23 protein-coding genes are annotated in these 19,297 nt (G+C 61.4%); 14 read left to right on the top strand and 9 right to left on the bottom strand.

Going from position 1 to position 19,297, the window contains the following annotated elements; all coding sequences use genetic code 11:
- The first annotated feature begins 16 nt into the window (after positions 1–16).
- From B058_RS0115875 to B058_RS0115835, 10 genes are all read left to right on the top strand, one after another.
- The gene (locus B058_RS0115875) at positions 17–607 is read left to right on the top strand and encodes a DUF302 domain-containing protein (protein WP_245539332.1); all 591 of its coding nucleotides are present in this window, start codon (positions 17–19) and stop codon (positions 605–607) included.
- 57 nt (positions 608–664) lie between these two features.
- A complete protein-coding gene (locus B058_RS17150; protein WP_245539331.1) occupies positions 665–1,381 on the top strand; it encodes a superoxide dismutase family protein in 717 nt (238 codons plus the stop codon).
- A gap of 553 nt (positions 1,382–1,934) precedes the next feature.
- Positions 1,935–2,588, top strand: coding sequence for a TlpA family protein disulfide reductase (locus B058_RS0115865; protein WP_169335107.1), 654 nt, complete (start codon positions 1,935–1,937; stop codon positions 2,586–2,588).
- A 51-nt stretch (positions 2,589–2,639) separates the two neighbouring features.
- Complete coding sequence (locus B058_RS0115860) at positions 2,640–4,106, top strand: twin-arginine translocation signal domain-containing protein (RefSeq protein ID WP_026240988.1); 1,467 nt, start codon at positions 2,640–2,642, stop codon at positions 4,104–4,106.
- 84 nt (positions 4,107–4,190) lie between these two features.
- A complete protein-coding gene (locus tag B058_RS0115855; RefSeq protein WP_018509482.1) occupies positions 4,191–4,658 on the top strand; it encodes a hypothetical protein in 468 nt (155 codons plus the stop codon).
- A gap of 98 nt (positions 4,659–4,756) precedes the next feature.
- On the top strand, positions 4,757–5,533 hold the full coding sequence (locus B058_RS0115850) for a pentapeptide repeat-containing protein (RefSeq protein ID WP_018509481.1): 777 nt from the start codon (positions 4,757–4,759) through the stop codon (positions 5,531–5,533).
- A 55-nt stretch (positions 5,534–5,588) separates the two neighbouring features.
- Positions 5,589–5,963, top strand: a complete 375-nt coding sequence (gene soxX / locus B058_RS17145) for a sulfur oxidation c-type cytochrome SoxX (protein ID WP_018509480.1) — start codon at positions 5,589–5,591, stop codon at positions 5,961–5,963.
- Positions 5,964–6,002: 39 nt separating this feature from the next.
- Positions 6,003–6,839: a sulfur oxidation c-type cytochrome SoxA gene (gene soxA, locus B058_RS17140; protein ID WP_040724676.1), complete on the top strand. Its 837-nt coding sequence runs from the start codon at positions 6,003–6,005 to the stop codon at positions 6,837–6,839.
- Positions 6,840–6,865: 26 nt separating this feature from the next.
- Positions 6,866–7,195, top strand: a complete 330-nt coding sequence (locus tag B058_RS0115840; protein ID WP_040724673.1) for a hypothetical protein — start codon at positions 6,866–6,868, stop codon at positions 7,193–7,195.
- Between the two features lie 250 nt (positions 7,196–7,445).
- Complete coding sequence (locus tag B058_RS0115835) at positions 7,446–8,228, top strand: hypothetical protein (RefSeq protein WP_018509477.1); 783 nt, start codon at positions 7,446–7,448, stop codon at positions 8,226–8,228.
- A 17-nt stretch (positions 8,229–8,245) separates the two neighbouring features.
- Here the strand turns inward: B058_RS0115835 and B058_RS0115830 are convergent, their stop codons facing one another.
- The 9 genes from B058_RS0115830 to B058_RS0115790 form a co-directional block, all read right to left on the bottom strand.
- Positions 8,246–8,974, bottom strand: coding sequence for a hypothetical protein (locus tag B058_RS0115830; protein WP_018509476.1), 729 nt, complete (start codon positions 8,972–8,974; stop codon positions 8,246–8,248).
- An 11-nt stretch (positions 8,975–8,985) separates the two neighbouring features.
- Complete coding sequence (locus tag B058_RS0115825) at positions 8,986–9,804, bottom strand: FTR1 family iron permease (protein ID WP_018509475.1); 819 nt, start codon at positions 9,802–9,804, stop codon at positions 8,986–8,988.
- Between the two features lie 3 nt (positions 9,805–9,807).
- Positions 9,808–10,125 carry a cupredoxin domain-containing protein gene (locus tag B058_RS0115820; protein WP_026240987.1) on the bottom strand — a complete coding sequence of 106 codons (318 nt, stop codon included), beginning with the start codon at positions 10,123–10,125 and terminating at the stop codon, positions 9,808–9,810.
- A 164-nt stretch (positions 10,126–10,289) separates the two neighbouring features.
- On the bottom strand, positions 10,290–11,912 hold the full coding sequence (locus B058_RS17135; protein ID WP_018509473.1) for an MFS transporter: 1,623 nt from the start codon (positions 11,910–11,912) through the stop codon (positions 10,290–10,292).
- A gap of 12 nt (positions 11,913–11,924) precedes the next feature.
- Positions 11,925–12,602, bottom strand: coding sequence for an esterase (gene ypfH, locus B058_RS0115810; protein ID WP_018509472.1), 678 nt, complete (start codon positions 12,600–12,602; stop codon positions 11,925–11,927).
- Positions 12,603–12,634: 32 nt separating this feature from the next.
- A complete protein-coding gene (locus tag B058_RS0115805; RefSeq protein ID WP_018509471.1) occupies positions 12,635–13,732 on the bottom strand; it encodes an NADH:flavin oxidoreductase/NADH oxidase in 1,098 nt (365 codons plus the stop codon).
- A 22-nt stretch (positions 13,733–13,754) separates the two neighbouring features.
- Positions 13,755–14,552, bottom strand: coding sequence for a dioxygenase family protein (locus B058_RS0115800; RefSeq protein ID WP_018509470.1), 798 nt, complete (start codon positions 14,550–14,552; stop codon positions 13,755–13,757).
- Between the two features lie 34 nt (positions 14,553–14,586).
- Positions 14,587–15,162, bottom strand: coding sequence for a YceI family protein (locus B058_RS0115795; protein WP_018509469.1), 576 nt, complete (start codon positions 15,160–15,162; stop codon positions 14,587–14,589).
- A 35-nt stretch (positions 15,163–15,197) separates the two neighbouring features.
- Positions 15,198–15,791, bottom strand: a complete 594-nt coding sequence (locus B058_RS0115790) for a YceI family protein (RefSeq protein ID WP_018509468.1) — start codon at positions 15,789–15,791, stop codon at positions 15,198–15,200.
- A 157-nt stretch (positions 15,792–15,948) separates the two neighbouring features.
- Here B058_RS0115790 and B058_RS0115785 point away from each other — a divergent pair, with 157 nt between their 5' ends.
- The 4 genes from B058_RS0115785 to B058_RS0115770 all read left to right on the top strand — a co-directional run bounded on the left by B058_RS0115785 (position 15,949) and on the right by B058_RS0115770 (position 19,284).
- Positions 15,949–16,863: a LysR family transcriptional regulator gene (locus tag B058_RS0115785; protein WP_018509467.1), complete on the top strand. Its 915-nt coding sequence runs from the start codon at positions 15,949–15,951 to the stop codon at positions 16,861–16,863.
- 96 nt (positions 16,864–16,959) lie between these two features.
- Positions 16,960–17,352 (top strand): HIT family protein, encoded by a 393-nt coding sequence (locus tag B058_RS0115780; protein WP_018509466.1) that lies wholly within the window; start codon positions 16,960–16,962, stop codon positions 17,350–17,352.
- A gap of 65 nt (positions 17,353–17,417) precedes the next feature.
- On the top strand, positions 17,418–17,840 hold the full coding sequence (locus B058_RS0115775; protein ID WP_018509465.1) for a rhodanese-like domain-containing protein: 423 nt from the start codon (positions 17,418–17,420) through the stop codon (positions 17,838–17,840).
- Positions 17,841–18,159: 319 nt separating this feature from the next.
- Positions 18,160–19,284 (top strand): DegT/DnrJ/EryC1/StrS family aminotransferase, encoded by a 1,125-nt coding sequence (locus B058_RS0115770; protein ID WP_018509464.1) that lies wholly within the window; start codon positions 18,160–18,162, stop codon positions 19,282–19,284.
- The last annotated feature ends 13 nt before the right edge of the window (positions 19,285–19,297 follow it).

Raw genomic sequence — 19,297 nt, 5'->3', positions numbered from 1 at the left:
TCTCGCATCATCTGGCATGCTGTTTGCTGAAGTTCCGCAGGGCCGATTCACGGCCTGTTGGTTGAAACAAACAGGAGAGAGGGTGATGAAGATTTTTCCCCGTATTAAACGCAACAGCCGCATGCTATTTTTACTGGGTTTGCTGACGATCTTGCCAGCGACATCGGCCATGGCCGATGAACCTCATGTGGCGGCAACCGAACTCAAGTTCGAAGTTACCGTGGCAGACAAAATCGCGACCGTGCGCGATATGCTGCTCTCGCAACTCGAAGCCAGGAATTACGCCATCATCAACGTGCTCAATGTGCAGGAAGGCCTGCAGGGGCGCGGGATCGATGCGCCACCGCTCCAGCTCATCGAGTTCTGCAATCTGACCAAGGCCTACACGGTCACCCATCATGTGCCCAACTTCGAGATGTTTGCGCCCTGCCGGTTGGCGCTCATCGAGCATGACGGCAAGACCACGGTCATGATGCAGCGTCCGGCCCATATTTTGAGCCTGCTCGCCAGCGACAAGAACTTGACGGACGAAGGCCGGGCAACGCTCAAGCAGTTCGACGATGACTTGCGTGCCATTCTGGATAGCCTGGCCAGTGGCGGGTTCTGATGGCAGGGCGGGTTCGTTCCAAAATGAAACGACCCGCCGGACACACCGTTCAAATCTATGCCCAGCAAGCTTGCTGCGGATGGGAACGAAAATTGCCTGCGCTTCCCGCAGGCCATGGACAGAGGTCCTGGATACACTCAACCCAATGACAAGGAGTATTTGATGAAGTGCAGGTGGAACGGGATGCCTGAAACCCGATATATGAGGCGGATCGCCGTTGCTGTGCTGCTTGGAGCAATGGGACAGGCCGGTGCGGCAGAGCATTCCCACCATGGCCATGATGGAGCGTCTCCCATGGATCACAATCATGGGGGCTCGAATGCGACGGCAGAACTGGTGGCCATTTCCGGCAGTCAAGCGCACGGTACGCTGCATCTGGTTCAGCATGACAACAGTAACGTGCTGATCAAAGGACGCGTGACAGGCTTGACACCGGGTAAGCACGGTTTTCATATCCATGTGAACGGCAATTGTGATTCGCCGGATGGAATGAGTGCAGGCGGTCATTTCGCGCCTTCTGGCGGGCCTCATGGCGCTCCCTCCGGCGCACATCATCTGGGCGACCTCGGCAATATTGAAGTGGATCGGAATGGCGTTGCCAACGTTAGCGTGGATGTACCGGGTGTGAGTCTGGCATTGATTGGCCTCAATTCCATTGTCAACCGCGCCATCGTCATTCACGCCAATGAAGACGATTTTTCCGATCCGGCGGGTAATTCCGGTGCGCGCGTGGCCTGCGGCGTCATCGAGCAGGACAACGACATGCGCATGTAAGCGTCATCCCGCTTCGTGAGCGTTTCGCCTGTTCCGGTCTGTGGGGCCGGCCGCGATCGATTCAACCTATTCCAATAACAGCGCAATTCACTCAGGGCGGCTTTCAGCCTGCAACAATCGCCAGAGAGAGACTGACGATGTGCTGATTCCGGACTCGCTGCCCTTATTCATTGGCTGATTCAGCCGTGGATCCAAGGCCGACCTCATCTAATCGCTCAATCTCCTCCTCCTCTGCCGGTAGCCATGCGCTACCGGCTTTTTTTTGCGTGGGTGATGGGGGGCTTCCGCAGGCCAGACAGAGTATTTCAACGTGAAACATTCGTTGAAACAGAGCGAGGGGGAGTGCGTTCAATCCATTGAAAATAAACAGTAAATTAAATTGGCATGGTAAGTGCTCCAGACCAACCGCGACAAGGTGTCGCAGCTTTGTTGGACAGGCTTTCTGGAGAGCGGTTTGGCCGCCGGGTTTCTGGATGGCGGTTCGGTTGTGTGGCATCCGGTTCTGATTTCGGGTCGGTCGTGCGACAGGGTTTAACAACAGGAGAATTTACAGATGAAATCTAAGGCAACAACGGTATCAGGTGGGCTGGAGAAGCGACGCGTCGTTTCTGCACTTTGCACGGCGGGGCCAGCTCTTTTCGCGTTGGGGCTGCTTGCAATACCCGTTAGCGCGGTGTTGGCGGATGGCAAGGATGGCACCTTTCCGTCTGCCGAGCAGGTGGGGGGCGAAGTGTTCATCCAACCGATGGCGGTAGGCACAAAAATGCCGACCGACATCGAGATTTACGACTCGCAAGCGAAAAAAGCCGATCTCGGCAGCTTGGTGGCGGGCAAACGTACGCTGGTGGTGTTTTTCATCTCCGCGGTACCGGTTTCGGTTGCTCAACTGAAAAAGACCGAGGAGTTCGTGGACAAATACGGCCGTGGAACGAATGTCGTTTTTGTCAATGCGGACACGATGGGTACGCACCTGATGGGCGGTCCGACGCAAGCGATTCCTTCCACAGCGGCAACCATGCGCCTCATCAAGAAGGAGCATAACTTGAAGCGGGATATGTATGTGGCGCCCAACGACGTGCTGAGCCCTAAAGGCGTTTCTACGCGCCTGGGGATTCGCGGCCTGCCGACCAGCTTCCTGTTGTCTGCCGACGGCACGATCGAAAAGGTCTTCGTCGGTCCGCAGGACTGGAAGAAAGGCGACATCTGAATCGACGCTAGGGCGTCTGCATAAAGCTATACAACGCAAGGAGTTAAATTAATGAGTATTTCCAGAAGGCAGTTCATACAGGGTTCGCTCGCTGCCGGCATGGCCGGGGCAGCGGGTGTTTTGGGTTCGGGAAGCGCCATGGCAGCTCGCCACGATCCGCTCAACGAAGCGCAGGCTGATTTCTTCAAGAAATTCGATCGCAACGTTGTGCTGCTGCCGAGCAAGTACGGCGGTTACGTGCAGGCGCTCGACCTTGCCGTGCCGGAAACCCTGGCCTGGTACAACTACGGCCTGGCTGGCGTCAACATGCCCATCCCGCACCACATCGCTGCCATGCCTTCGGCCGATCCCTACAAGGGGTTCGATTTCTACCAGACCATGCAGCCGCCCGGGACGCCTTATGTCAACGAGAACTCCCCCGAATGGCGTGATCGGGGCGATTTCAAGATGTTCAAGATGCGCTATGACGGTAGCGGCAAGCAAAACCACATCGAAGTGGTCAATGACATCGGCGTGACCACGGGTATGTCGCTGGGTGTGCACGTGTCCATCGGCGTGGGCGAAAACGCCAACAAGTATGTCGCGTTTGCAGATGGCCAGAAGGACATGGTGCTGATCACCACCATCGATGACAACCCGAAAATCGTCAAGGCTTTCCGTGCCGATTACGACCCCGTCAAGCGGCAGCTTCACATCAGCCATGTCTTCCCCGATGCCACCACCGGCAAGTTCGACTACGTGGGCCGCAAGGGCATGAAGACGACCCATGAGGCGATGCTGGGCGAAGAGTTGATGCCGGCCGACCCGACCGCGGTATTCGTGGATGCCTTTACCTGGCACCCAACCCTGCCGTTTGGTGCGATCCTGATTCGCCGCCTCGGTTGCTGCGCGATCGTCGATACGCGTACCTGGGAAGTGGTTGCGCTGCTTTCCACCGCCAAGGGCGCGCCTGACAATTTCCCGCTGACCAGGCAACAGGGGTTCACCTGGACCTTCTCCGTGCCGTCGGTGCTTACGCCTTTGCATGAGGCTGGCTTCATTACGAGCGGCGAGTATTTCTGCGCATGCAACAACGTGCTGCAGAACAACATCGCGATCTACCGTGCGACCGATGAGAATCCGCTCAAATGGAAGAAGGAAGCCTTCGTTGAGGGATTCGGCGACAAATACCTGCCGCTGCACATGGGCAACGTGCCGGATTCGCGTTTTGCCTACTTCACCATGTGGGCGCGCAAGCCGAACAATGGCTACATCTGCAAGGTGGATACCAAAACCTGGAAGGTGACCGCCAAGTGGGATACCGGCCCGGATCCCCATACCTGCGACTGCTCCGTTGACGGCAAGTACATGACCACGGTGTACAGCGGCAACCAGGGCGGACAGTCCGGCTTGGTGATCCTGAACGTCGAGACCGACAAGATCGAAGCCCGTATCGCCGTTCCCGGCGGCATGCACGACCACGTCGTGGTGCCGGAAAGCTGGGAAGGCATGAAGTTCTCGCGTAGTACCTCGGTGTAACGGAACGTTTCGTTATTTCCGTCGGCGGCATCGCCGCCGACGGGATATCCGATGGAAAGATTATTAAAGAACTGGAAGACGACCATGAATATTCAAAAAACGATCGCGAATACATTCGCCTCGGCAATGCGCTGGATTGCCTGCCTGGGTCTGCTGTCTGCGTTGGGCCTGCCGACTGCGGCGCTGGCCCACAGTAACGAATATCTGGCCACCATCAAGGGCGACCACGGCGGTTTGCTGCGCATGGCGGAGATGTATCACTTCGAATTGGTGGTGAAGGATGGCGAGGTCCAGGTATGGGTCACCGACCATGGTGATGCGCCCCAATCGACCCAGGGTGCGAACGCCAGCCTGCATTTCATCGCGGGCACGCAAACCATGACGGTGAAATTGAATCCGGCCGGCACCAACGAACTGGCAGGAAAGGATTCCCGGATCAGGCCTGCTGCCGGTACCAAGATCGTCCTGACCGTGACGATGAAGGGACAAAAACCTTTGCAGGTTCGCTATCTGCTGGGCGACTTGAAGGCGGATCACGCGGGAAAGCATTGAGCCGCGAACCTGGAATCATGATGTATCTGCGACTGCATGATGAGCTGTGCTTTCCGGTGCAGACAGGTATCGGCGGTTAGCGGGAGAGGAGAGCAGACATGCAGATGGCACAACCCAGGTATTGGTTCTCTCGGGCCGGCCAGATCGCAGGCTTGGCATTCCTGGCGGCGACCGCGGCGATGGCGCATGCGGCGACCGCTCAAACGACGGTCCCGCACAGGGACAGCCGCGACCGATTGCTTGCGACCAATGCCTGCGTGAAATGCGACCTGTCCGGGGTTGATCTGTCCGGCCTCAATCTCATGGGGGCTGATCTGTCCCAGGCTGATCTGTCCCGGGCCAATCTTGCCGGCGCCTATCTGACGGGTGCCACGCTCTATCAAGCCAAACTGACCGGGGCTAACCTGAGTGGCGCGGTTATCGGCGGGGCCAACTTGAGTGCTGCGGATATGGGCGGCGTCAACCTGACGCGGGCGGTATCGAGCCGGGCCAATCTAAACATGGCCAATCTGGCACGTGCCGATTTTTCCGGGGCCAAGCTGGAATATTCCAATATGGAAGGGGCCATCCTGACGGGCGCGAATCTGAGCCGCACCGATTTGTACGAATCCCGCTTCCTGTTTGCGGACCTGACCAATGTAAATTTTATTGGCGCAAATTTGCATGAGGCCGATTTCAGTCATGCCGACGTCAACGGGGTGGCAACCGATGCCACGACTACCTGCCCTGATTTGAAGCCCGGCCCTTGCGATATGCATGTCTTGAGCGAAAGCGGAGAAAAGCTCGGCACCATGCGGCAGCCGCATTTTGCGGGCGAGGGCGCTACGCCTCGAGAGGATCCGTTCCAGTTTGTTCTCACGCTGTACGAAGGGTGAGAACAAAGGTGTTTGTAATTTTATGGCGTTAATTAAAACCGACAGGGTAAGACAGATGGGGAAACCACTTGCAATCGTCACCGCAGTCAGCTTGGGTCTTCTGCTCGCTGCCACATTCATTTCCTCGGCACGGGCAGCGGAAGCGCCCAAGCCGGAACCGACCGGACAGGAACTGGCCTTCGATAACCGCAAGGGAAATTGTCTGGCATGCCATGCCATGCCCGGTGAGCCCAAAACGGTGACCAACACCAACATCGCTCCGCCGCTGATCGGCATGGCGGCGCGTTTCCCCGATCGAAGAAAGCTGTATGGACAGATCTGGGATGCTACGCGAGCCAATCCCGACACGGCGATGCCGCCATTCGGCAAGAACGGGATTCTGACCGACACGGAGATCAACAAAGTCGTGGATTACGTCTACGGGCTGTGAATGCCCGGCTGTCATGTGATTTAGAAAGAGAAAAGAAACATGAAACAAACAACATGGATGCTGACTTGCCTGGGCATGCTGGCTTTCAGTGCCGATGCGCTGTCCCTCTCTCCGGAACAGGAGCGATTGAACCGCGTACAGGCGGTGCAGCAAAAATACCCCGATATCAAGTTCGAAGACTATGTGTATGGTGCGCTGGCCTTCAGCCCGGATGCCAAGGCGCAATATGAAAACATGATGGCGTTCCCGCCGTTCGAGTCCGAGATCGACAAGGGGCGCCAGTTGTGGGAGACCCCGTTCAACAACGGCAAGCGTTATGCCGATTGCTTTCCCGGAGGTGGCAGGAACGTAGCCGGCAATTACCCTTACTACGATGAGGCCATGAAAAAAGTGGTCACCTTCGAAATGGCGCTCAACCAGTGCCGAGCAAATAATGGCGAAGCGCCCTACAAGCAAGCTGACATGAATACCATGGGCCTGCTTACCGCTTACGCCAGGACCTTGTCGGATGGCATGCTCATGAACATCAAGGTGAAGGGCAGCGGCGCCCTGGCAGCCTTCGAGTCCGGCCGCCGCTTCTTCTATCAGCGTCGCGGACAGCTCAATTTTTCCTGCGCAAGCTGCCATGTAGACCACGTCGGCGAAATCCTGCGTACCGAGTATCTCTCGATGTTGCCGGGCCAGGCTACGCACTGGCCGGCCTTCCGTGGGGGCGATTACGCTTTGTTTACGCTGCAGCGACGCTACTCGGCATGTAATCAACTGGTGCGTGCGGTACCCATGGAAATTGGCGGGGAGGAGTACAACAACCTGGAGTACTTCCACTCGTATCTCAGCAATGGCCTGCCGCTCAAATCATCAGTTTTCAGAAAATAGCGAGCCGGGGGCGGCCAGGAGGAAAAATGAATTCATGTCGTATTGCGATCCGTTTGCTCGTATGGAGTGGACTTGTGATGGGGGTGGCGGGACATGGCGCGCGCGCTGCCGAAAGCAGCAGCAAGCCGATCTTGTCGGCTGAGGCCACTGAGGCCTTGGCGAGAGCGGAGTCTGGCGTGGCGCTGGCAATAGCCAAGAAAGCATTGTGGACCACCGCGGCCAGTGCGCTTGCCCAAGCCCAGGAAGCCGCCAAGCAACAAGATAATGCAGCGGTGATGAAGTACGCCGCCGTTGCCACCGAGCAGGCGTCTCTCGGCATGGCGCAAGTCGATGGCCCGCTTACCAGCCAGCATTAGCCTGTCTGTGTGGCGGTCTGCTTTTTATCACGCATGCAGCCAGAAGTTGCCCGATGTGTGCATGTTGGAGCAAGGGATGAAAATGCGCTTTTCAGGAAGAAGCCGGCGGTTGAAATATAGTGCGATGTGCGCGCTATGGGGTATTCACGGCTTGGCATTCGCTAGTTGCGGTTCAGCGTTCTGTACCGTCAATACCGACTGGGATACGCAAGCCCCCTGGGAGAATGACGCCACTCGCCTGGATCTGCGCATGGAATACATCCACCAGAACCAACCGCGTTCAGGGACGGATAAGGTCTTGGGGGGCGGTCACCATCAGGAGGTGGAAACCTATAACCGCAACTGGGTGGTGGGCTTGAGTCATGCACTCACACCAGACTGGAACCTGTCGGTTCAAATCCCGGTGGTGTCGCGCGACCATCTGCATATCCATAATCACCATGGCGTCCCTATTCCTGAAAGCTGGGATTTCACGCGCCTCGGCGATATCCGGATGCTGACACACATACGTCTGGATACGAGCGTGCCGTCACAGGGGACTTTTGGCCTGCTAGGCGGAATCAAGCTGCCTACCGGCAGCATCGATGTGCGCAACAACGATGGCGATGTAGCAGAGCGTTCCCTACAGCCGGGATCAGGCTCTACTGATCTCATCGCCGGCGGATTCGTGTCGGGTCGTTTTGCGCAGACCGACTGGCACGCACAGTTGCGTTGGCAGCATGCGGTGCTTGAGCGCCAGAATTATCGTCCGGGCGATCAGCTGGGACTGGATGCCGGAATCCGCTATCCGCTGGGGCCGGTACAGGCACTGGCGCAAATCAACCTGCTCTGGCGCGGCCATGACCGAGGTGCGGACGCCGAGCCGGCCGATAGCGGCGGGCGGTTCGTTTTCTTCTCGCCTGGCTTGGCGCTGCCCATCGGCAGGAACATGCAGGCGTTTGGTCTGATTCAGTTGCCGCTTTACCAGAACGTACGCGGCGTCCAGCTGACGACCGATTGGGCCGCCACCGCCGGTTTGACGATGCGTTTCTGACGGGAGTTCAGGTCCCGTCAGAACTCGTATTCGGTCTGCAGCCTGAACGTATTGTCGGGCGTGGCGTCCGACACGCCGAACAGCCAGGCGGCGTTGTACTTGATGACATGATGGTGGGCGGTAGCCAGCTTGCCGAAGACGGCCGGGCCTATTTTATGCGACTGGTCCCGGGATGCCTCCCAGTCGTTCCAGGGGCCGGTGCCGCCAAAGCCCTGGAGGCCGTACTCGAAGGCGGGCTGCCAGCGGTATTTCACCTGCCATTGATACCCGGCTTCGGTCGGGCTGGATACGGCGGCATTGAAGCGCTTCTCGAAGAGGATGTTGCCATTGAACTGCAGCTTGCCGAATTCGGTCTGGAAGAGCGGGCCGACTTTCAGTTCAACGCCTTCGTCGTGGTCGCTCGGAACTTCGATCTCGGTGATGAAGCCGACGTCCACCGGATATTTCCCCGTTTCGGTGAGTTGGAACTTGTTCTCCCACTCGACGGCATCGTACTTGACGCCGTCGCCGCCTGTCTTTGCATACTTCAGATAGATTTCGGTGAACCACCAGTCGTTGGCACCATAGCCCAGCCCCAGCGAGGCCATGGATTGCCGCGGCGCGCTGTCGACGGTGCCGAATTTGAAGTCGATCTCCTTCTCGCCTTTCTCCACGGTGGGCGTATAGACGTAGTCGGTGGGACCGGCGAGGGCGGATTGCAGATACAGCATGCCCATTGCAGCAATCAACACTGCGTTGCGTTTCATGGTGTTTCCTTTCAGGTTGCCTGGGGGATGCGGGGGCGACTCCAGCGCATCCCGAACAGGATGACGAGGAAGGTCAGCGTGTAGAACAACACCTGCATGCCGCTGGGGCGGGCCTCGTAGCCGGCGAAGATGTGCAGCAGGTTGCCCAGGAGCGAGTCCATGGGCAGCAGGGATGATGAATCCCAGAGCGGGCTGGCGAGCGGGCGAATAAGATCGCCCTGGATCAGCAGGCGCGCCATCTGCCCGGCCATGCCGGCTGCGAGAAAAAGAATCAGGGCGCTGGTGACGGTGAAGAAATGGCGCAGGGGGATCCGGGCGAGCCCCGAATACAGCACCCATCCCGCGCCGATGCCGGCCGCCAGGCCCAGCAGGCCGCCGCTCAGCATGGAAACCCGGCTCGAGCCATCGCCCGCGGCCAGTCCGTACAGGAACAAGGCGGTCTCCGAACCTTCGCGCAGGACGGCCAGGGCGATCAGGATGGCCAGCGCCGACATCTCCCGCTGCCCGGATTTGACCGCGTTTCCCATCGATTTGGCCTGAGCAGCCATTTCACGCCCGTGGGTGGCCATCCAGATGTTGTGCCAGCCCAGCATCAGCACCGCGATGCCCAGGATGGCGGCATTGAACAGTTCCTGTCCGGCGCCTTCGGCCATCTCGGCGATGGTCTCGGTCAATCCGGCTACGACCAGGGCACCGCCCAGGCCGGCGCCGATGCCGATGGCGAGCCAGAGGTTGCGGCCGGTCAACCCGCGCGTGGCGGCGGCGATGATACCGATGAGCAGGGCAGCCTCGAGGCTTTCCCTGAAAACGATGATGGCCGATCCGAACATGCTTTACTCCGCCACGATCACGCCGCGCGCGGTCTTGTCGTGGAATTCGCCGTAGAAGGGATATTTGCCGGGTGCGAGCGGGCCGACATAGATCGTGGCCTTGCCATTGCCGGCCACCAGTTTTTCGCGGTTGAGCTCATGGCTCTCGAATTCTTCCGGCGTGCTGTCCAGATTGCTGACCAGCAGCTTGACCTTCTTGCCTGCGGGCACCTTCAGTTCGCTGGGCGTGAATCGATGGTCCTTGATCGTCAGCGCGGCTTCCAGATCGGCGGCAAGGGCGGCAAGGGGGAACATCAAACAGGCAAGGACAAGGGCTTTCATGGGTGCTTACAAATAATTCACATATGTATAACGATAATCGTTCTCGTTAATATACGCAAGCCTACTTCCTGCAGGCCGCTTCGCAAGCCCAAAGAGGTCAGGTCGCATCCGCCGCAGCGGGCTGGCCGAGCGTGTTCGAGGCACCGTTGTCCGGACCCGAAATCTCAAAAGGGAAAGCGCGACGTCATGGCCGGCCGGCTCTTGCCGGCGACCAGATGCGTGACTTTGGGCGGCTCGCTGCCGCGATGAAATGCCCGTGTTTGTTCCAGGACGTCCCGATCCGCAACCGTGACCCGTTCGTGCTGGCGCAAATGCTCGTGCCAGGATTCGACCATGAAGCATTCCATCATGCGCTCGGGATGTTCGATGTCGCAGAACAGCTCCCACATGAAGGCGCCATCGCGCCGACGGATCCGGCTGATCTGCTGCATGGTTCGGGTGAACGCCTCGGTCTGGGCCGGATCGATCCGGTATTCCACCGTGACCATGACCGGCCCGCGGTCGGCTTCGAGTTCGCCGGCCATCATTGGCGTGGGCCAGAACAGCGAGGGCGAAAGATCGGCGACATCATGCTGTCCGACCCGGTACGAGCGGGTGAGGGCAATCCCGATCAGTGCGCCGACGGCGGCGGCACTCAGCGCGAGCGGGATGCCCGTCCAGGAGGCGACCTGGCCCCACAATGCGCTTCCGGCCGCCATCCCGCCCATGTAAACGACCCAGAACAAGGCCAGGCCACGCGCGCGCACCCACCCGGGCAGGGCCATCTGCGCGGCGGTCATCAGCGACGAAACCACGCTGATCCAGGCAACCCCGATCAGCAGCATGGCCGTCCCGGCCGCATACACGTTCCCGCTGTGGGCGAGCGCCAGCATGGCCAGGGCGTACAGCCCGGTCGCGCCAGCCACGATCCGGTCGCGCGCGAGGCGGGCGTGCGCATGGGGCAGCAGCAAGGCGCCGGCCACTGCGCCCAGGCCCAGACAAGCCAGGAAGAGTCCGTACGTCCCGGGGCCGCTGTGCAGTTCCTGTCTGACGATGAGCGGCAGCAGGGCCCAGGAGGCGCTGGCGAACACGAAGAAGGCGACGCCGCGGGTGAGCACTGCGCGCAACTCGGGCGAATGGCGCGCATAGCGCAGGCCGGCACGCACCGCACCGACAAGGCGTTCGGCGGGCAACCCGTTTGCCGTGGGCGGGCGCTGCCAATGCTTCAAGGCGGCAATGACGGCAAGAAACGACACGGCGTTCAGCACGAAGACCGCGCCCGGCCCGGCGGCGGCCACGATCACACCGGCCAGGGCGGGGCCGACGGCTCGGGCGACGTTCAGCCCCATGGAATTCAGGCCGATCGCTGCCTGGAGTTGGGCGCGTGGCACGAGTTCCGGCGTGATCGCGCCCCAGGCCGGCATCATCATGGCGTTGCCGATGCCGAGTGCGAAGGTGAACAGCAACAGGAGCGGTGCGGTGGTCAGGCCCGCGAGCGTGAGGACGCCCAGCGTAGCCGCCATGGCCAGCATCCACACCTGGGAGGTGATGAGGTAGCGCCGCCGGTCGACGATGTCGGCCAGCGCCCCGGCCGGCAGCGCCAGCAGGAAGACCGGTGCTGTGGTGGCGGCCTGTACCAGCGCCACCATCAGGGGGTTGGGCGCGAGCGAGGTCATCAGCCAGCCGGCGCCGACCTCGTGCATCCAGGAACCGATGTTCGACGCGACCGAAGCAATCCATAACGTCCGGAACACGCGGTTGTGCAGGGGGATCCAGGGTGAGGTGGGCTTGAGCGTCTCGGCTGTCACGATGCGTCCGCGTCAGGCACCGTTGAGCGCGTTTTTCCAGGTGCGCAGCGGAATGCACGTCTGCAGGCGATGGACGGCGCGGTCGACAAGCGCGGCATGGAGTTCGTGCCCGACCGGCGAGGCCACGTCCAGCGTGGCGTCTCCCTGGCACTGCATGAGCCGTTCATAGGCGGCATAGGCATGCTCGACCGGGATGATCGGGTCGTCTTTTCCGTGCAGCACGTGCAAGGTCGTGAACTCGGGCGCCCGGTCGGGCAGCGTCGTAAAGCGGCCGGAAAACGCCAGGACCCGGCCGACGCCGCCGTCATGCGCAATGCCGTATTCCAGTGCCATGATCGCGCCCTGGGAGAAGCCGACCAGCGCCGTGTCCGGCTGCATCACCTTGAGACGATCCTGGGCCTGTCGAATCAGTGCGTGCAGCGCCGGCATGGCCGCGGCCACGCGGGCAGCCCGGTTGTCGTCGCTCAGGCCGTCGAGGGAGAACCACTGCCTGCCGCTGTCGTGTCCGTCGAATTCGGAGAGCCCCTCGGGCAGTAGGAACGCGGCCTGGGGAAAGACGGCACTGAGCGTGTCGGCCAGCGGCAGCATGTCCGCGGGCGTCCCGCCCCCGCCATGCAGCAAGATGAAAAGCTGCCGGACCGGAAGTGCGGCGGGCAGCAATTCGATTCCTTGCAAGTCGCGTTCGCTCATGTGCTGTCTCCGCCGCCAGTCCGGCAGGCTGTTTATCCCGGCTTGAACAGGTCTTTGTAGGCCCGCGGCTGGGAACGCCAGTACTGCTTTGGCGCATCGACCTGGTCGCCGAGCTTTGCCGCCGCGTGCCAGGGCCAGCGCGGGTCATACAGCATACCGCGAGCGAGCGCCACCATGTCGGCCTGGCCCGAGGCGAGGATCGTTTCCGCCTGCTCGGGCTCGGTGATCAGGCCCACGGCGATCGTGGGCAGTCCGGTTTCGCGCCGGATTCTGTCGGCGAAGGCGACCTGGTAGCCTGGCCCCACCGGGATCTTTTGCAAGGGAGAAAGCCCGCCGCTGGACACGTCGATGAACGCGCAGCCGCGGCGTTGCAGTTCCTGTGCGAACGCCACGCTCTGTTCGATCTCCCAGCCACCGTCCACCCAGTCGGTGGCGGAAATCCGGATGCCCACCGGCGTGTCATCCGGCACGGCGGCACGGAGGGCGTCGAATACCTCGAGCGGAAAGCGCATGCGATTGTCCAGCGTGCCGCCGTAGCGGTCGTCGCGGGTATTCGACAGGGGCGACAGGAACTGGTGCAGCAGATAGCCGTGTGCCGCGTGCAGTTCGATCACGTTGAAGCCCAGCCGTTGCGCGCGCTGCGCCGCGGCCACGAAATCGTTGCGGATGCGCGTGAGTCCCGCATCGTCGAGCGCGAGCGGGCGCGTGTCGTCTGTCGCATAGGGCAGGGCGGACGGTGCGACGGTTTGCCAGCCGCCGCTGGCCGTGGCGATGGACTGGCCACCTGCCCATGGCACCGCGGTGGAGGCCTTGCGGCCGGCATGCGCCAACTGGATGGCGATGGGAATCGGGGAATGCCGGCGGACCGACTGGAGGACATGTGCCAGCGCCGCCTCCGTCTCGTCCGACCAGAGCCCGAGGTCGGCGGGCGAGATGCGGCCCTCCGGCGCGACCGCCGTGGCCTCGATGAACATCAGGCCGGCACCGGACAAGGCCAGCTGTCCCAGGTGGATCTGGTGCCAGTCGGTCGCCCGACCCTCGTCGGCGGAGTACTGGCACATGGGAGCGATGACGGCGCGGTTGTCCAGAACCTGCCCGCCGAGTGTGATGGGAGAAAACAAGATGCTCACGATGATGGATTCCTTTAAGGGATCAATGGGCTTCCGCCGGGTCCCGCCACACATAGGCATCCATGGCAAGGCCGCCATAGGCGAAGGGAGGTTGATGGCGCGTGGCCCGGTCGCCGTCCGCGGCGCCCAGGGCGACGAAAAACGGCAGGAAGTGTTCTTCGGTCGGATGCGACGCCGAACCATGGGGCGCCGAACGATAATCCAGCAGGGCCGCGACATCCTGCGCCGCGACGCGCGCGGCGACCCAGTCGGCGAAGCCCTTCGCCTGCGGAACCGGCATCGGGTCGCCGGCCGCCTGCCAGTCCAGCCAGCCGAAGTTATGCGTGATCGAACCGGTGGCGACGATGAGCACGCCTTCCTCGCGCAGCGGCGCCAGCGCCTGCCCCAGCGCGAAATGCGCCGCCGGGCCGGCGTTGCGCACCAGCGAGAGTTGCGCGACCGGCACGTCGGCCTGCGGAAACATTGCCGACAGCGGCACCCAGGCGCCGTGATCGAGCCCGCGGCTGGGATGGAGCTCGGCCGCTGCGCCGGCAGCGGCCAGCAGGGCGACGGCGCGCTCGGCCAGTGCCGGCGCGCCTGGCGCGGGATACTGCATGGCATGCAGTGTCGGCGAGAAACCCGAGAAGTCGTGGATCGTCTCCGGCGCGCCGGACAGGCTGGCCGTGGGCTGGCGCGCTTCCCAGTGCGCCGAGATCGCGAGGATCGCCGTCGGCCGCGGAATGTCCCGGCCGATCCCGCGCCAGCAGGCCACGGCCTCCGGTGCCTTCAGCAGGGCATCGGGGGCGCCGTGGGACACGAACACGACGGGCAGGCGAGACATATCGGACTCCATTCTCCGCCAGAAGCGGCGGCGTTTACTGCTTGTTGACCGCGACGGCTTCCATCGGGATTTCGAGGGTCACGTCATCGGACACATAGGGCGCGTATTTGCCCATGTTGAATTCGGTGCGCTTGATCTTGGTCACCGCATTGGCGCCGATCGCGTCCTTCTTCATGATGGGATGCGGCATCGCCTGGAACGAGGTGACGGTCAGCGTCACCGGCTTGGTGATGCCCTTGATCGTCAGGTTGCCGTCGACCGACACCGGCTTGTCGCCATCGAATTTCACGGAGGTCGACTTGAACGTGATGGTCGGGTACTTCGCGGTATCGAAGAAATCCTCATCCTGGATGTGTTGGTTCAGCAGGGGATAGCCGGTGTTCACCGACTTGGCGTCGATGGTGACGTCCACCGAGCCCGTCCGGGCGGCCTTGTCGAACATGATCGTGCCGCTGGTCTTGTCGAAGCTGTGCACCTGATTGGAGTAGCCGAAGTGGTTGTACTCGAAGCGCGGCTGGGTATGCGTAGGGTCGATGACGTAGGTTTCCGGCGCGGCGAAGGCGCTGGCGGCGAAGGAGGCAAAGGCAAGGGCAAGCGCGAGTTTCTTCATGGGGATTCTCCTGGGTGAATGAGGGATGGGACGCACTACTTCTTGCTGGCTGCCGCAGCGGCAACCAGCCGGAATTTGATCTGCACTTCGTTGGCGACGGTACCGTAGTCGGCCCACATGCCTTCGCCGATGCCGTAGTCGCCACGCTTCAGTACGAAACTGCCTTCGAACATGCCGAGATTGCCTTCCTGCCTGAACGTGGCGGGCGTTTTCGTATCGAGTGTGCGGCCCTTGATGCTCATCCTGCCCGCCACTTCGAAGCGGTTGTTGCCCAGCGGCTTGATCGAAGTGGACACGAAACGCGCGACGGGAAACTGCTGGGTGTTGAACCAGAGCTTGCCGGCCACTTCGTCGTTGCCTTCCTCGGAGCCGGTATCGATGCTGGCGAGCTCGATATCGATTTCGGCCTTGGCGAGCGCCGGCTTTGCCGGATCGAAATTGATCCGGCCGTTGAAGCGCTTGAAGCCGCCATCGAGCGGCACGTTCATTTGCTTGTACGCGAAGCTCACTGCGCTCTTGTCGGCCAGCAGCTGGTTGAATTCGATGGCCTGGGCACCCGCCGACAGCAACAGGGCGGCCAGGGCGGCCAGGCCGGCGAACGGCGCGACATGCCGTGTGCCGGGTTTCATCAGGCTCAAGGAGAAAGAGCGAGCGGTGAGATTCATGGCTGAACTCCAGAGTGCGGACAAGACGATAGGTTCACTGTACGCAGGCCGGGCTTGGGGAAATAGGCTACATTTGGCAAATTATTGTTGCTCTGTAGGCAACAATCGGACGGGAACATACATGGACCGACTCGACAGCATGCGGCTCTTCGTGCGGGTGGCCGAACTCGGCAGCTTCTCCGCCGTCGCGCAACAGATGAACGTGGCGCGCTCGGTGGTGACGCGACAGGTGGCGGCGCTCGAAGCGCACCTTGGGACGAAGCTGCTGGCCCGCAGCACACGGCGTCTGAGCCTCACGTCGGCTGGCGCGACCTACCTGGAAAAATGCCGCGAAATCCTCGGGCTGGTGGATGCCGCCGAAGCCGGCCTGACCGAGGACAGCCAGGCGCCGCGCGGCCACCTCCGCATCACCTTGCCGTTCTCCTTCGGCATTCGCCAGTTGATGCCGATGTTCGGCGACTTCATGGCCGCCAACCCGGAGATCACCGTCGAACTGGAATTCAGCGACCGCCGCACCAACCTGATCGAAGGCGGGCTCGATCTGGCTATCCGCATCACCGACCGGCTGGAGCCGGGAGACGTGGCGCGCAAGATCGGCAGCAGCCGGAGCGTCGTGGTGGCCGCGCCCGGCTACATCAAGCGCCATGGCCGTCCGCGTCACCCGAAGGACCTGATCCAGCATGAGTGCTTCGGCTATGTGCTCGCCACGCGCACAAGCTGGGCCTTCACCCTTGACGGCAAGACCGAGTGGTTTCCCGTCGCCGGCCGGCTCGAGGCCAACAGCGGCGACGCCCTGCTCGCTGCCGCGATAGGCGGGCTCGGGATCACCTATCTTCCCACTTTCATTGTCGAAACGGCGGTACGCGAACATAGCCTGGATATCCTGCTGCCTGCGTTCCGTGCGCCTGAACTGGGAATCTATGCGGTCTTTCCGAGCAATCGCTACGTGCCGCACCGCGTCCGGGCCCTGGTTGAATACCTGGCCCAGCGGATCGGCAACAAACCGCCCTGGGACGAAATCCTGCCCAAGGGATAGTGTCGCCGGGGGCGAGACCGCCTCCCGTCTGCCTGAACGCATCGGGTAAACTCGATCCTATCCCGACCGCACCATCAACACGAGCACACCCAAGGCATGACCGCACCTGAAACCAAACCCTGCCCCTTCTGCCAACTCGACCCGCACCGCATCGTCGCCGAAGATGAACTCACCGTGGCCTATCGCGACGGGTTTCCCGTCTCGCTCGGCCATACGGTGATCATCCCGCGTCGCCACGTCGCCACCCTGTTCGAGGCCACCGAAGCCGAGCAGACTGCGTTGCTCAGCATGCTGGCGCAAGCGAAAGACATCCTCGACAAGCACCACCAGCCCGACGGCTACAACATCGGCATCAACCACGGCCCGGCCGGCGGCCAGACCGTCCCGCACCTGCACATCCATCTCATCCCGCGCTACCGCGGCGACAAGGAAGATCCGCGCGGCGGTGTGCGCTGGGTGCTGCCGGACAAGGCGAAGTACTGGGCCTGAGTGTGCCCGGCGCCGCAATCTGATATTTTTCGGCCTTTCAACAACCCGATCCTGGAACCCCCACGATGTACAACACCTTCAAACCCGAACAGCCCATGAGCCTGATGGACTTCGTCCGCGCCGCCAAATCCTGCGTCAGGGAAATCACCCCGCAGGCGCTGCTGGACAAACTCAATGCGAGGGAGGACCTGCTGTTGCTCGATGTGCGCGAACACGGCGAATTCGAGACGGGCCACATCAAGGGCGCGCAGCTGGTGCCGCGCGGCATCATCGAAGCGGCCGCCGACCCCAGCTATCCCAAGCACCTGCCCGAACTGGCTGCCGCCCGCGACCGTCAGATCGTCGTCTACTGCGCCACCAGCGGACGTTCCGCCATGGCTGCCGCCGTGCTGCAGATGATGGGATTCAAGAACGTGCTGAACATGGAAGGCGGCTATACCCGTTGGGTGGACGACGGCATGCCGCAGGTCCACGAAGCCACGTATTGATCCGGCAGGCGCAAACGCCGGCCCTGCCGTCCGATGCAGCAAGGCCCGCAGCAATGCGGGCCTTGCTGCATCGGGCATGCCCGTTTCATCGAGCCTGAAGCCTGTGCCGAGAGGGGGCGGCCTTCCCAATCCAACAAATCCTTCAAATAACCCATTATCATCGGGCCTCGGGCCTCGGGCCTCCACTCAGCTTGCATGCGGCTTCAGATTGCCCGACTTGAGCCGTTCATGAAGTCACGCCCGCCCCGGGCGCCCCATAATAGATTCATGAGCACGCGCGTTCTCCTGTAGCGAACGATTGATATGCCAAGGTTGATCGATGAGCACTGATCCGGAACAGATTTACGTCACGCAACCCTATCTGCCGCCCCTGGACGAGTTCATCCCGTACCTGGAAAAAATCTGGGAGAGCAAGCAGCTCACCAACAACGGTCCCTTCCATCAGCAACTGGAACAGGCGCTGGGCGAGTATCTGGGTGTCGAGCACATCGCCCTGTTCACCAACGGCACGATCGCCTTGATCACGGCATTGCAATCCTTGCGCATCACGGGCGAGGTCATCACCACGCCCTATTCCTTCGTGGCCACCTCGCATTCCCTGCTCTGGAACGGTATCAAGCCCGTGTTCGTGGATATCGACCGCGACACGCTCAATCTCGACCCGGCGAGGATCGAGGCCGCCATCACGCCGCAGACCACGGCCATCATGCCCGTGCATTGCTACGGCCGCCCGTGCGATGTCGAGGCCATCCAGGCCATCGCCGACAACTACAACCTCAAGGTCATCTACGATGCGGCGCATGCATTCGGCGTGCGCGACGCGGGTGGCAGCATTCTGAGGCATGGCGATCTGTCGGTGCTGAGCTTTCACGCCACCAAGGTGTTCAATACCTTCGAGGGCGGGGCGATCGTCTGCCCGGATGCCAAGACCAAAACGCGGATCGATCACCTGAAGAATTTCGGCCATGTGAGCGAGGTGGCAGTCGTCGCCCCGGGCATCAACGGCAAGATGAGCGAGTTCAATGCGGCACTGGGCATGCTCCAATTGAAATATATCGACCAGGCGCTTGCGCGGCGCAGGGAAATCGACGCGGTCTATCGCAAACGCCTGGAAGGGGTGGCCGGGATTCAATGCATGCCGGCGGAACGGGGGGATATTTCCAATTTCGCCTATTTCCCGATTCTGGTCGAGGCCGATTATCCGATCAGCCGAGACGACCTTCACCAGAAACTCAAGGACAACGGCATCCACCCGCGCCGTTATTTTTATCCGCTGATTTCGGACTTCTCGATGTATCGAGGGCTCCCTTCCGCGCACCCCGACAATCTCCCGGTCGCGGTCGAGGCCGCAGAAAAAATCTTGTGCCTGCCGATTTACCCGAACCTGGATGACAGGCAGATCGACACCATTACCCGACTGATTGCAGCGCAGTCATGCATTTAGAACAGAGCGTCGC

The organism is Thiobacillus thioparus DSM 505 (genome assembly GCF_000373385.1).
Taxonomy (GTDB): Bacteria; Pseudomonadota; Gammaproteobacteria; order Burkholderiales; family Thiobacillaceae; genus Thiobacillus; species Thiobacillus thioparus.
This window is presented reverse-complemented; position numbering and strand designations above follow the sequence as displayed.